This is a genomic window from Brachybacterium paraconglomeratum, assembly GCF_003994255.1.
GTDB lineage: Bacteria > Actinomycetota > Actinomycetes > Actinomycetales > Dermabacteraceae > Brachybacterium > Brachybacterium conglomeratum.
In genome coordinates, this window is record NZ_ML133853.1 from 26339 (window position 1) to 38534 (window position 12196).

At 72.8% G+C, this 12196-nt stretch carries 12 protein-coding genes; 5 read left to right on the plus strand and 7 right to left on the minus strand.

Annotated elements, in window-relative coordinates; translation table 11 throughout:
• The 4 genes from hutU to DS079_RS06090 form a co-directional block, all read right to left on the minus strand.
• Entirely contained in the window at window positions 1–1683 is a 1683-nt protein-coding gene (hutU, locus tag DS079_RS06075) for a urocanate hydratase (protein ID WP_126985768.1), read from the minus strand.
• Window positions 1684–1821: 138 nt separating this feature from the next.
• Window positions 1822–2700 carry an alpha/beta fold hydrolase gene (locus DS079_RS06080; protein ID WP_126985770.1) on the minus strand — a complete coding sequence of 293 codons (879 nt, stop codon included), beginning with the start codon at window positions 2698–2700 and terminating at the stop codon, window positions 1822–1824.
• A 31-nt stretch (window positions 2701–2731) separates the two neighbouring features.
• Window positions 2732–3532 carry an IclR family transcriptional regulator gene (locus tag DS079_RS06085; protein ID WP_126985772.1) on the minus strand — a complete coding sequence of 267 codons (801 nt, stop codon included), beginning with the start codon at window positions 3530–3532 and terminating at the stop codon, window positions 2732–2734.
• Between the two features lie 51 nt (window positions 3533–3583).
• Window positions 3584–4462 (minus strand): formate/nitrite transporter family protein, encoded by an 879-nt coding sequence (locus DS079_RS06090; RefSeq protein ID WP_126985774.1) that lies wholly within the window; start codon window positions 4460–4462, stop codon window positions 3584–3586.
• Between the two features lie 220 nt (window positions 4463–4682).
• Between DS079_RS06090 and hutG the strand changes: the two genes are divergently transcribed.
• The gene (gene hutG / locus DS079_RS06095; protein WP_126985776.1) at window positions 4683–5726 is read left to right on the plus strand and encodes a formimidoylglutamase; all 1044 of its coding nucleotides are present in this window, start codon (window positions 4683–4685) and stop codon (window positions 5724–5726) included.
• Between the two features lie 142 nt (window positions 5727–5868).
• On the opposite strand, the gene DS079_RS17040 is transcribed toward hutG, so the two are convergent.
• A complete protein-coding gene (locus tag DS079_RS17040; RefSeq protein ID WP_157998677.1) occupies window positions 5869–6042 on the minus strand; it encodes a hypothetical protein in 174 nt (57 codons plus the stop codon).
• Between the two features lie 94 nt (window positions 6043–6136).
• Window positions 6137–7060: a sulfite exporter TauE/SafE family protein gene (locus DS079_RS06100; RefSeq protein ID WP_126985778.1), complete on the minus strand. Its 924-nt coding sequence runs from the start codon at window positions 7058–7060 to the stop codon at window positions 6137–6139.
• Between the two features lie 110 nt (window positions 7061–7170).
• On the opposite strand from DS079_RS06100, the gene DS079_RS06105 reads away from it, so the two are divergent.
• Together DS079_RS06105 and DS079_RS06110 are read left to right on the plus strand one after the other, a co-directional pair.
• Window positions 7171–8322, plus strand: coding sequence for a phosphotransferase family protein (locus tag DS079_RS06105; protein WP_126985780.1), 1152 nt, complete (start codon window positions 7171–7173; stop codon window positions 8320–8322).
• Entirely contained in the window at window positions 8315–9181 is an 867-nt protein-coding gene (locus DS079_RS06110) for a fructosamine kinase family protein (protein WP_271190693.1), read from the plus strand. Before DS079_RS06105 ends, DS079_RS06110 begins: the two co-directional genes overlap by 8 nt.
• 445 nt (window positions 9182–9626) lie before the next feature.
• Here the strand turns inward: DS079_RS06110 and DS079_RS06125 are convergent, their stop codons facing one another.
• Complete coding sequence (locus DS079_RS06125) at window positions 9627–10988, minus strand: WD40 repeat domain-containing protein (protein ID WP_126985784.1); 1362 nt, start codon at window positions 10986–10988, stop codon at window positions 9627–9629.
• A gap of 332 nt (window positions 10989–11320) precedes the next feature.
• Between DS079_RS06125 and DS079_RS06130 the strand changes: the two genes are divergently transcribed.
• Together DS079_RS06130 and DS079_RS06135 are read left to right on the plus strand one after the other, a co-directional pair.
• A complete protein-coding gene (locus DS079_RS06130) occupies window positions 11321–11779 on the plus strand; it encodes a hypothetical protein (RefSeq protein ID WP_126985786.1) in 459 nt (152 codons plus the stop codon).
• A 7-nt stretch (window positions 11780–11786) separates the two neighbouring features.
• The gene (locus DS079_RS06135; RefSeq protein ID WP_126985788.1) at window positions 11787–12188 is read left to right on the plus strand and encodes a hypothetical protein; all 402 of its coding nucleotides are present in this window, start codon (window positions 11787–11789) and stop codon (window positions 12186–12188) included.
• Window positions 12189–12196: the final 8 nt, after the last annotated feature.

Consider the following 12196-nt stretch of genomic DNA (forward strand, 5'->3'; position numbering starts at 1 on the left):
TCAGTCCCGGCGCACCGGGGTCATCGGGATGCGGACCCCGCGCTCGTGGGCGACCTGGTCGGCGCGGGAGTAGCCGGCGTCGACGTGGCGGATCACGCCCATGGCGGGGTCGTTGGTGAGCAGGCGCTCGAGCTTGCGGCGGGCGAGCTCGGTGCCGTCGGCGACGCCGACCTGGCCGGCGTGGATCGAGCGGCCGATGCCGACGCCGCCGCCATGGTGGATCGACACCCAGGTCGCGCCGGAGCTGGTGGCGGTCAGGGCGTTCAGCAGCGGCCAGTCGGCGATCGCGTCGGAGCCGTCGAGCATCGACTCGGTCTCCCGATAGGGGGAGGCGACGGAGCCGGAGTCGAGGTGGTCGCGACCGATCACGATCGGGGCCTTGACCTTCCCGTCGCGCACGAGGTCGTTGAAGAGCATCCCGGCCTTGTGCCGCTCGCCGTAGCCGAGCCAGCAGATGCGGGCGGGCAGGCCCTCGAACTCGACGAACTCCTCCGCCGCGTCGAGCCAGCGGTGCAGGTGCTCGTTCTCGGGGAACAGCTCCTTCAGCGCCGCATCGGTGACCTCGATGTCCTCGGGGTCGCCGGACAGCGCCACCCAGCGGAACGGGCCGAGGCCCTCGCAGAACAGCGGCCGGATGTAGGCGGGGACGAAGCCGGGGAACTCGAAGGCGCGGTCGTAGCCGGCGTGGCGGGCCTCGTCACGGATGGAGTTGCCGTAGTCGAACACCTCGGCGCCCTCGTCCTGGAACTCGACCATGGCCTGGACCTGGCGGGCCATCGCCTCGCGGGCCTTCTTGGTGAAGCCCTCCTCGTCGGCCGCGGCCTCGCGCTGCCAGTCCTCGACGGCGACCTCGGTGGGCAGGTAGCTCAGCGGGTCGTGGGCGGAGGTCTGGTCGGTGACCACGTCGATCTGCAGGTCACCGGCCCGGTGCCGCTCGAGCAGGGCGGGGAAGACCTCGGCCGCGTTGCCGACGATGCCGATGGACAGGCCCCGCTTCTCGGCTTTCGCCGCGTTCGCGCGGGCGATCGCGTCGTCGAGGTCGTCGGCGATCTCGTGGCAGTAGCGCTTGGCGACGCGGCGCTCGAGGCGGGTGCGGTCCACGTCCACGATCAGGCACACCCCCTCGTTGAGGGTGACGGCCAGCGGCTGCGCGCCGCCCATGCCGCCGCAGCCGCCGGTGAGGGTGATGGTGCCGGCCAGGGTGCCGCCGAAGCGCTTCCGGGCGACGGCCGCGAAGGTCTCGAAGGTGCCCTGGAGGATGCCCTGGGTCGCGATGTAGATCCAGGACCCGGCGGTCATCTGGCCGTACATCATCAGGCCCTCGGCCTCGAGCCGGCGGAACTCGGGCCAGGTCGCCCAGTCGCCGACGAGGTTGGAGTTCGCCAGCAGCACGCGCGGCGCCCACTCGTTCGTGCGCAGCACGCCGACGGGCTTGCCGGACTGGACCAGCAGGGTCTCGTCGTCCTCGAGGTCCTTGAGGGTGTCGACGATCGCGTCGAAGGCCTCCCAGGAGCGGGCGGCGCGGCCGGTGCCGCCGTAGACGACGAGGTCGTCGGGCCGCTCGGCGACCTCCGGGTCGAGGTTGTTCATGAGCATGCGCAGCGGCGCCTCGGTCTGCCAGGACCTGGCGGTGAGGTCGGTGCCGCGGTCGGCGCGGACGGGACGGGCTCCGGGGAGGGTCATCTTCGGCTCCTGGATCGGGGATCGGGCGCCTCGGGGGCGGGGCTGCTCGGGGTCCCCTCAGGACACCACCGCCACAGGGTCGGGTCGAGAGGCGGGACCTGAGTGATGTCCGGAATACCGGACGCCCGGAGCCGCTCGTCAGCTCCGCGCGCTCGCGGTGGCCACGATCTCCGCGAGGATCTCCCGGACCCGCTCGGGCTGCTCGACCCACGGCAGGTGCCCTGCCTCGGGGACGACCCTCTTGCGGGGAGCTCGGGCATAGGCGGCCAGCGAGACCACGGGACCGACGGGGCGGGGGTCCTGCATGCCGTGGAGGAACGTGATCGGGCAGCGGACCGCGGTCGCCCAGGTGATCTGGTCCATGCCGTCGAAGCGCATCAGCGCACGATTGACCTGGTGGGCGATCGCGTGCGGAGAGGTCGCCATCGGTTCGGCGAGGTCGTAGCCGGACCGGGGATCGGCGTAGTCCGTCGCCCAGCTGAGACGTCGCCACTCCACCTCCTCGTCGGCGGTGCGCTGCCGTCCGTCCAGGGCGGCGAAGCGCTCCGCCCAGGGCGCGAGGCGGCGCGCCCGCTCGGCGCGGTACGGGGTGCGCCAGTCGCCCACTCCCACCCCGTCCACGTACCCGAGCGCCGTCACCCGATCGGGGTGGGTGCCGGCATGGGCGAGGGCGAGGGTCGCCCCGAAGGAGTGGCCGACGAGGGCGACCCGCTCGTGCCCGAAGGCCCGGCGCAGCTCCTCGATGTCCTCGACGAAGCGCGCGATGGTGAGGTCGGCGGGCGGGTCGACGGGGGCTCCCGGTGCCCCGCCGCTCCCGTCGGGACCCGTCGAGTGCCCGCAGCGTCGCTGGTCGTAGCGGTGCACGGTCGCGCGGCCCGCCAGCAGTCCGGCGAGCGGGGCGAGGTAGTCCCAGAGCCCCGGGCCGCCGTGGACCAGGATCACCGCCGGGGCGTCGGCAGGCCCTGGGTCGGTCCACGTCGCCAGGCGGGCGCCGTCGCTCATCGTCACGAAGTCCATGCCCGCACGCTACGGCCCGGCGGGCGCCCGGTCACCTTCCGGTCGGGGACGTCCCCGCCGTCTCCGCCCGCCCGCCGAGTCGCCGTGTGATCTCCTCCGCGCCGCGGCGCACGGAGGTGGCGAGGCGCTTGCGCTCGGCGGGGCCGACGCGAGCCTCGACGAAGGTCAGCGCAACGGCGGCGGCGGGCCAGCCGGCGTGATCGCGCACCACGGCGGCGACCGAGCCCATCTCGTCGCTGACCTCGCCGGACTCGCTCGCGATCCCCTCTGCGCGCACGGCCGTCAGCAGCTCCCTCAGCTCCTTCGGAGTGGCGGGGCCGGGTGCGTCGGTGCGGGCGGCGAAGTCGGCGGCGGTGCCGTAGAGGGCACGGAGCTGGGGGGCGGGCAGGTGAGCGAGGATCGCGCGGCCGCTCGCCGTGAGATGGGCGGGGATCCGCACGCCGACGTCGGTGACGAGGCTCGGCCGGTTCCGGGCGCGCTCCTCGACCACGTAGAGCACGTCACGCCCATGCAGCACTGCGAGATGCCCGCTCTCCCCCACCGCGTCGACCATCTGCTCGACCACGCGGCGACCGATCCGAGCCAGCGGCTCCTGACGCAGATAGGCCCCGGAGAGCTCGTGAGCCGCCGGCCCCAGCCCGTACAGCCGCTCCTGGTCAAGGTGCAGGACGTAGCCGTGCTCGACGAGGGTCGCCAGCAGGTCGTAGGTGCGGGAGCGCGGCAGGTCCAGCTCCTCGGCGATGCGCGCGGCGGCGACGGGGGCGCGGCGCGAGGCGAGGAAGGTCAGCAGACGCAGCGTCGCGTCGGCCGCCGGGACTTTCGGGGTGGCCATGGCCGAAGCATGCCACCGACGCCCCCGAGGCGCAGCGGGACGGGCCGGCCCTCAGCGCGTCGGCGCCGGCTCTGCCCTGTCCTCCCCGCCGGCGGACCGCAGGCTCTGCGCCTCCCGCTCGGCCCGCACCAGCTCCCAGGTGCGCACGAGCCGGGGCAGGGTGAGGATCACCAGGCCGCCGACCATGTTCAACGGGATCACCCACGCGCACCAGACCAGCCACTGGAGGTAGGTGGTCTCGGCGCCGGCGTGCATGGCCGCGAAGATCACCGCGGAGCTCAGCGCGCCGTGGAACATGCCCAGCCCCACCACCAGCAGCCCGGAGATGAGCGAGTTCGCGAGGGTCGCGATGCCCTCGCTGGAGCCCTGGCTCATCCTCGTCACCAGCGTGATCGTGAAGCCGGCCAGGATCGCGAGGGAGGCCGTCTCGAGTGTGAGGCCGGGCTCCATGTACTGCGCGGTCGACTCCAGCAGCACGTCCTCGAAGTGCGGGAACGCCGCGACGACCAGCCAGGCCAGCGCCCAGCCGCCGGCGAGGTTGGTCACCAGCGTCACGCTCCACAGCCGCAGCAGCTGCCACCAGGTGCCGTGCCCGGCCACGATGGCGTTGATCGGGACCAGGAACTCCTCGGTGAACAGCTCCGAGTGCGCCAGCCGCAGCGCGTACAGGCCGACGCCGAAGGCGAGCCCGCCCAGCAGCTTCGAGCCGGTCGCGTCCATCACCGCGAGCATCGCCAGCAGACCGAGCCCCACGTCGATCCCGCCGAAGAGCCCCGTGACCACCAGCGCTCGCCAGGTGCGGTTGAGCCGGTTCGCGCCCTCTGTGACGGTGTTCTCGAACTCCTGGACCAGGGCGTCCTCGACCGCGTGGTCGCTCGCGCCGAGACGTCGGCGCTCCTCGGTCTGGCCCGGACGGTCGCTGCGTGCCATCGTGACTCCTCGTCGTGCGGGTGCCGGTCTCGTCGTGCGGTTCTCGATCGTCCCACGTGCGCGGATCCGGCTTCGACCTGCCCGGACACCGCCTCTCGCCGTCAGGGCCGCAGCGTCCGGTGCGCCGGACGCCCGTGGTTCCCGCGCCGGATCGGCGGCGGGCCCACGGTGCCATGATGGGAGGAACCTACCCCCTTGGAGAGCCGACGAGGAGCCTTCGATGACGACCTCTTCCACCCCTGCCTCCGCGTGGACCGGACGGCACGACGGCGACGGCCCTGAGCACGCCCGCTGGCACCAGGCGGTGCAGGTCGTGCGCCGCGGAGAGGCCGACGGCGACGGCCCGTCGGGAGAGGTCGCGGAGGCAGGTGCCGCCGTCCCGGACCCGGCCGCGGACCACGTCGCGCTGCTCGGATTCCGCTCCGACGAGGGGGTGCGGCGCAACCGCGGTCGCGTCGGCGCGGCCGACGGTCCCGCGGCCCTGCGCCGCGCGCTTGCCCCGCTCGCCCTGCACGGGCCGCTCGCGCACGGCGAGGTCCAGCTGCACGACCTGGGCGATGCGGAGACCGTCGGCGAGGACCTCGAGGCGGGGCAGGCCGCGGCCGCGGCGCTGACCGCGCACGGCCTGGACCGGGCCGGATCACGCCTGGCCGTGGTGCTCGGCGGCGGGCACGAGACCGCCTGGTCCTCGTACCTGGGGCTGATGGGCTCCGGCTTCGGCCCGCGGGCCGGTCAGCGCTGGGGCGTGCTGAACCTCGATGCGCACTTCGATCTGCGCAGCGAGCCGCGCCCCACCTCCGGCACGCCCTTCGCGCAGATGGCCGCGGCGGAGCACGCCGCGGGCCGCGAGCTGCGCTATGCGGTGCTCGGGATCGCGGAACCCTCGAACACCGGCGCGCTGTTCGAGAAGGCGCGAGGGCTGGGCGTCACCTGGTGGACCGACGAGCAGTGCCTCGCCGCCGGCGCCGAGGGGATCACCCGCTTCGTGGAGCAGTTCGCCGCGGAGCTCGACGTCCTCTACCTGACGATCGACCTGGACGTGCTCCCGGCCGCGGTCGCGCCGGGCGTCTCGGCGCCGGCCGCGCACGGGGTGCCGCTGCCGCTGATCGCCGCGGCCGTCCGCACCGCGGCGGGCTCCGGGAAGCTGGCGCTGCTGGACGTGGTGGAGCTGAACCCGTCCCTCGACATCGACTCCCGCACCGCCCGTGCCGCCGCGCGGCTCATCGACGACGCGGTGCGCACGGTGACCGGCGCGAGCGCCTGATCCTCCCCGCTCCTGCTGCCTGCTCCCCTGCTGCCTGCTCCCCTGCTGCCTGCTGCCTGCTGCCTGCTGCCTGCTCAAGGTCGAGCGCTGGCGCAGGGCGTACCAGTACGCCTATATAGGCGTAGCGGTACGCCACACGCCATCAGTCGACCACCGGACTCCGTCGAAGGTCGGACAAGGACCCCAGGCCGCGTCGGACCCATGCCACGGCGAAGCCGATCACCGTGCGGGGGCCCGGCCGGTCGTGGTGGATCGCGAGCACGTGGCCGATCTCGTCCTCGTGCCGGTGCGCAGCACGGCGGGCGGGGCTCGTCATGGAGGGTCCTCTCGTGGCGGGGTCGGTGGGAAGGGGCGCGAGAGCCGGCGGTGCAGGGACGTCGCGGCGGCGCGGCGGCACCGCCGGCGCGGCCTCAGAGCAGCAGCGTCTCGACCAGCGTCACCGCGGCGACGCCCGCGAGCAGCGCCGCGAACAGCAGGGTCAGCGTCGAGGGGCGCGCCTTCGCCGAGAGCGGCCCGCCGAGCACGCCGCCGACGGCGGAGCCGGCCGCGAAGATCAGAGTGGTCGCCCAGTCGACCTGCACGTCGGTGCCGAGGCGGGCGAGCAGGCTGGTGGCGGTCGCGATGATCATGACCAGCAGGCTCGTGCCGGAGGCGCGACGCATCGCGAGCCCCAGCGCGATCACCAGCATGGGCACGACGATGAACCCGCCGCCCACGCCGAAGAAGCCGGTGAGGAAGCCGGTGAGCGAGGCGGCGGCGATCACGGAGCCCCACCGCGGGGAGGGCGGCGCGGCCGGGGAGAACGGCAGGTCGGGCTCGCCGTGATGGTGCTGCAGCCCGTCGGCCGTCTCGACCGTGTCGGGGCCGGGCTGGTCCAGGACGGGGTCGTCGTGGGAGGCGATGGGGGCGTCCCCGTCGGCGAGCGGGACGGTGCCCAGAGCGGCCGCCTCCGCGTCCTCCATCCGGCGGGTGCGCAGACCGCGGCGCAGCATCGCCGCGGCGACGACCGCGAGCATGGCCCCGAACAGGGTCAGCAGCACATCAGGCGGGACCAGGGCCGACAGCCGCGAGCCGAGGACGGCGCCGACCACCGACACCCCCGCGAACACGAGCCCCGCCCGCCACCCCACGTTCCGCTGCCGCGCATGGTGGGGCAGGCTCGCCAGCGCCGTGATCAGCACGATCACGAGGCTCGAGGCGGTCGCGGCATGCGGCGGCATGCCCAGCAGGAACACCAGCACCGGCACCGCGAGGATCCCCCCGCCCGCTCCGAGCGCGCCGACCACGATCCCGACCCCGAGGCCGACGCCGATCGCGAGCAGGACGAGCTCCATCGGGGGTCTCCTTCGGGCGGGGGCGCGGGCCGGCCCATCGTATCCGCGGGGAGGGGCAGGGCGCGGGCCTGCGGCGATAGACTCGCACCACCCCTCGGAGAGGAGCGAACATGATCCCGGATCCGCGCACCGGCACCCCGGCGCCGCTGGACCCCGCCTCGCCCGCGATGGGCGAGCGGATCGTGGAGGCGTGGCGGCGCGGCGCGCTCGTGCTCCCGCTCGGGGAGGACGACGCCACTCCCCTGCGCCTGCCCGGCCTGCACAAGTCCGCCCTGCCGCCCTCCCTCTCTGGCCAGGCGCGGGTGGCGCTGGCCGGGGTGGGCGAGCGCTTCGCCGCCTGGCGCGTGACCCCGCAGGAGAACGCGCCGGTCATCGTGCGGATCGCGCATGTCGCTCCCGAGGAGCTGCACCAGGACCTGGGCCACGAGATCGCGGCGCTGACCCTGATCCCGCCGGAGGCCGGCCCCGCTCCGATCGCCGTGCACGACGACGCCGCGACCAGCCCGCTCGGCCACCCCTGCGTCGTCACCACCGAGATTCCGGGCGTGGCCGCCGCGCCCGAGGCCTGGACGGGTGCGCACCTGCGCTCCCATGCCCGGCTCCTCGCCCGTCTCCATGCCGTGCCCGCCCCGGGCCGCGGGCCGGTGAGCTTCGGGGAGGACCCGTGGGCGGCGGTCCCCGTCGGCCCCCAGGCGCTGCTGCCCGAGGTGGAGGCCGAGGTCGAGTCCTGGCGCGCCCGGCACGGCGCGCTGCTCGCCGAGCACGGGCTCGAGCCCTTCTTCGAGGAGGCGCTCGCCCGGGTCGCCGGCATCGAGGACCAGATCGCGCAGCTGGACGGCTTCGCGCTCTGCCACGGCGACCTGTGCTCGACGAACATCCTGTGGGACGGCACCGACCCGTCGACCGGCCTTCCGCGCGTGCAGTACATCGACTACGAGTGGGCGCAGGGCGACGACCCCGCCCGCGATCTCGCGATCATCGGCGGTCCCGTGCACGGCGGGCCCTGGTACGTGCCGCTCGCGGAGGAGCAGGTCACGGCCTTCGTCGACGAGTACGTGCGGGCTCGCGGCAAGCTCGGCGAGGTGCCCGCGGGGATCGCCGACGTCGGTGCGCTGCGCGAGCGGGTGCGGGCGTGGACCGCCTACGAGCGCACCGCGATGCTCGTGCACGTCGCCTCGCGCGCCGCGACCCGCGCCTCCCACCGCCAGGTGCTGCCGGTGCTGCAGGGCACCCTCGCCGCAGAGCTCGGCCTGGATGGCTGACTGTCCTCCCCACCACATCGCCCACCTGCACAGTGGCGCGATCACGTCACCCTCTGCTTACGGTGGGCCCATGAGCGACTTCGTGAAGAACGCATCGAACGCCCCCAAGGGGCACATCGCGGCCGAGGCCGCGGGGCTGCGCTGGCTCGCCGAGCCCGGTGCCGTCCCCGTGGTCGAGGTGCTCGAGGAGGAGAAGGACTCCCTGCGTCTGGCGCGCCTGGAGCCCGTCGGACCGACCCCCGAGGCGGCCCGCGAGTTCGGCCGACGCCTCGCCCGCCTGCACGACTCCGGCGCACCCGGCTTCGGCTGGTCCCCCGCCGACCCCGCCTTCTTCGGCCCGCTCGAGAACCCCTTCCCCGTCTCGACCCGCGTCGAGAAGGAGTTCGCGGTGTACTGGGCCGAGGAGCGGCTGCGCCCCCTGGCCGACAAGGTCACCCGCACCCTCGGCGCCGACGGCCACGACACCGTCGACGAGGCGATCGACATGATCGCCGACGGCGCCTACGACGGCATCAGCGGCCAGGGCACCGAGGAGCCCAGCCGCGTGCACGGCGACCTGTGGTCCGGGAACCTGATGTGGACGGCCGACGGGGTGACCCTCATCGACCCGTCCGCGCACGGCGGCCACCGCCTCGAGGATCTCGCGATGCTCTCCCTCTTCGACGCCCCGCACCTCGAGGAGATCTTCGAGGGCTACACCGAGGAGCACCCGCTGCCCGGCGACTGGGAGCAGGACCTCCCCGCGCACCTCTTCTTCGGGCTGCTCGCGCACGTGCACCTCTTCGGCGAGGCGTACGTCGACCAGGCGATCTCCACCGCCGAGGCGATCATCGCCCGGGCCGACGAGCTGGGGTTCTGAGCCTCCTCCCTCGCTCATCGCGAGTGGGCGGGGGTCGTGACCGCGAGGCGGACGGGGAACTGCAGCACCCGCTGCTCGGCACTGTCCCCCTCCGTCACATCCCGCACAGGGATCCTGCAGCGACGCCGCCAGGGGCGCAGCGAGGCGAGCGGGAACCGGCGGTAGATGGATTCCTGCGCCGTCGACCTGATCGTCCATCGCTGGAGCCAGGCCAGCGCACAGGGCCGCGATGCCCGCCTGACCGAGGCCTAGCTCGCGCTGGTCGACGCCGCAGTGGACGGCTGGGGCAAGCATGCCTACGCCCCCGGCATCTTCGGCGCGCCCGAGGACGTGCCCGCCGGGGCCGACGGCAGACCCGGGTGCTCGCGAGGACCGGCCGCCGCGGCTGATCGCACCGGCCGGCCCTGCCTGCCCTCACGCCGAGTGATGCATCAGCAGCGTGGGCTCAGAGGTCGTGGCCCTCGTCGGCGTGGTCGTGGCCCTCATGGCCCTCCTCGCCCTTCGACTCGCTCGCGCCCGGGGGGACCTCGTACTCGCCGGAGGCGGTGCCGGTGGTCACCTGGATCTCGTGCGGGACGACGGGCAGGTCGAGCTCGCGGTAGACCTCGCCGCTGGCGACGTCGACCATGCTGAGCTTCTTCGCCTCGGGGTCGACGACGAAGGCGGTGCCGTCGGCGACCGAGAGCATCGGGCCGGCCTCCTGCCAGTTCTCGCCCTCCTCCCACTCACCGGTCACGGGGACCTCGTGGAGGATCTCGCCGCTCTCGGGGTCCAGGATGTTCAGCTCGCCGTCGTAGGTGAGCACGAGCGCCTCGCCGTCGGGGCCGCGGTCGAGGCTGCGGAACCAGTACGGGGAGCCGAGGTCGACGAGCTGCTGGGTCGCATCGCGGGTGTCGATCAGCGCGATCTCAGTGGGTCGCTCGATGCCTCCGGCAAGCTCGGCCTCGACCTTGTGGTCCGCGAGCACGATCGGGGAGTCCTCATGGCCCTTCTGGTTTCCGGAGCGCTGGTAGTCGCCCTCGATCGCGACCTTGTGGAACTCGCCGTCGCGGTAGACCACCGAGCCGTTCTCGCAGCCGAGCGAGATGACGTCCCCTGACTCGGTGGGCTGTGCGGCGGCCTCGCCGTGCACGCCGGGGCAGTCGTCGGTCTCGGCGACGACCTTCCCGTCTGCGTCCAGGACCTGCACGGTGCTGCGGGCGTCCTCGGTGCCCTGGGTGGTCAGCAGCCCGCCGTCCGAGAGCGGGACGGCGACGCCGTGGTGCGGGTCCTCGGTCGCGGTCTCCTCGAGCACGTCGAGCTTGCCCTCGCCGAGGGCGGTCGGGTCGAACAGGGTGATCTCGCCGCTGCCGTCGGCGAAGATCGCGGTGCGGTCGCCGTGAGGGACGACGTGACCGGGGTGAGGGGCCTCGACGGAGAGGTCGGTGAGCGCCGGGTCCTGGACGTAGTAGTGGAAGTGGTCGCCGTGCCCCTGGGCGAGCAGGCCGGTGTCGTACATGGTCACGGCGTCGGAGGCGCTGACCGCGACGTGGCGGCCGTCGCCGGCGGGGTTCAGGCGGACGTAGCCCTCGACGGGGGTCTCGTTCAGCACGGAGCCGTCGGCCGAGTCGAGGGTGACGACGCCGCCCCCATGGGCGAGGACGATCCGGGGGCTGAGCGCGCCGACCTCGGTGCGGTCCGAGGACGGGGACTCGGCGGCCCCGGCCCCGTCGCCCCCGCCGTCGGAGGCTCCCCCGTCGACGCCCGAGCCGCAGGCGGCGAGCGCGAGCACGCCCGCCCCGAGGAGGGCGGCAGCGCGCCGCTTCATGACAATGCTTCTCATCAGGTGCATGCCAGGAAGTTACCAGCGAATGAGAATCTTTCGCAATTGGGGACGTATGGCGCGCGGCACCCAGAGCCGGGCGTCACCCCGTGGTCGCGAGCTCGGCGACCTGGCCGCCCGTCCGCTCCGGCCCTAGACCTCCGACCCGACTCCACTCCGGGGATCAGGGCGCCGAGGCCTCACGCCCCTGCATCGACACCGCCCGAACATCATCACGGCAGGAATAAGTGGCAGGTCTCGATTGACATGAATCGCCGGCGTGTGTTCGGATCGTGATGGGAAATATAGTCACCAGCCCACAACGCCGAAGGAGAACCATGGACCGGCGACTATTCTTCAGAACTGCCACGGTACTTGCGTCGACAGCGGGGGCCACAGTCTTCACGTCGCCCACCTGGGCGCAGAGCCGCCAAGATGAGGAGTCGACACTTCGACCACTGACCGCCGAGGAATGGCGACAGATCGAGAAGGCCGCACTGGACGCGGGTGACAAGGAATCGGCAGATGCTGCAGCCGAGGCTGCGACTCGGGCCGAATCCACCACCACGCCATACCTCATCCCCACCGCCATCAAGCAAGCAGCCAAGGCTGCCCTGCGGTATGGTCGCGGAGCAATCCCGAAGCCCATCCGGCCATACACCGACAAGATCCTCGAGGCCCTCGACAATGCGAATGCCTGGACCGAAGCAGCTCTGACGGCGAGCTTCATGAGTGCGGGGATCCCACCGGACGTGTCGCAGCAGGCTGCTTGGTGGCTCACCAACATTGTCGTCTGAACTCCCCATGAAGTTCCTTGCGGTGGTGACGGTCGCCGCGCTGCTGTTCGGCGCGGTGGTCATCGCTATCCTGCCGACGATCGGCGTCACGGGTGTCGCCCTCCTGATGGGCGTCCCGTTCCGCTTGGACTGGCATTGGACTTTGATCTCGGCATGCGGGATCTTCATCCTGTGGTTCATCCTGTCGACGAAGTCGGATACTGCCATCCGTGCGGCCCTGCACAGGAAGCCACGAGTTCACCAGGAGATCGCCACCAATCTCCTCTCGCTCGCACTTCTTGCGCTCGGCTACAGCCTTATCACCGAGAGCTTCTGGGCCGCCTGTCTCATGGCGGCCATCGTGTGCTGCATCTACATGGCGCTGCGGCCTGTGATCGAGAAGGCCGAGGCCGCATCACGACGACGGTGATGGAAACG

Excerpts from the sequence above, each read along its gene's own strand:
- DS079_RS06135 (WP_126985788.1), top strand. The coding sequence starts at position 11,787 with ATGAAGTTCCTTGCGGTGGTGACGGTCGCCGCGCTGCTGTTCGGCGCG.
- DS079_RS17040 (WP_157998677.1), bottom strand. The coding sequence starts at position 6,042 with ATGACGAGCCCCGCCCGCCGTGCTGCGCACCGGCACGAGGACGAGATC.
- DS079_RS06080 (WP_126985770.1), bottom strand. The coding sequence starts at position 2,700 with ATGGACTTCGTGACGATGAGCGACGGCGCCCGCCTGGCGACGTGGACC.
- hutG (WP_126985776.1), top strand. The coding sequence starts at position 4,683 with ATGACGACCTCTTCCACCCCTGCCTCCGCGTGGACCGGACGGCACGAC.
- DS079_RS06090 (WP_126985774.1), bottom strand. The coding sequence starts at position 4,462 with ATGGCACGCAGCGACCGTCCGGGCCAGACCGAGGAGCGCCGACGTCTC.
- DS079_RS06130 (WP_126985786.1), top strand. The coding sequence starts at position 11,321 with ATGGACCGGCGACTATTCTTCAGAACTGCCACGGTACTTGCGTCGACA.
- DS079_RS06085 (WP_126985772.1), bottom strand. The coding sequence starts at position 3,532 with ATGGCCACCCCGAAAGTCCCGGCGGCCGACGCGACGCTGCGTCTGCTG.
- DS079_RS06105 (WP_126985780.1), top strand. The coding sequence starts at position 7,171 with ATGATCCCGGATCCGCGCACCGGCACCCCGGCGCCGCTGGACCCCGCC.
- DS079_RS06100 (WP_126985778.1), bottom strand. The coding sequence starts at position 7,060 with ATGGAGCTCGTCCTGCTCGCGATCGGCGTCGGCCTCGGGGTCGGGATC.
- hutU (WP_126985768.1), bottom strand. The coding sequence starts at position 1,683 with ATGACCCTCCCCGGAGCCCGTCCCGTCCGCGCCGACCGCGGCACCGAC.
- DS079_RS06110 (WP_271190693.1), top strand. The coding sequence starts at position 8,315 with ATGGCTGACTGTCCTCCCCACCACATCGCCCACCTGCACAGTGGCGCG.
- DS079_RS06125 (WP_126985784.1), bottom strand. The coding sequence starts at position 10,988 with ATGAAGCGGCGCGCTGCCGCCCTCCTCGGGGCGGGCGTGCTCGCGCTC.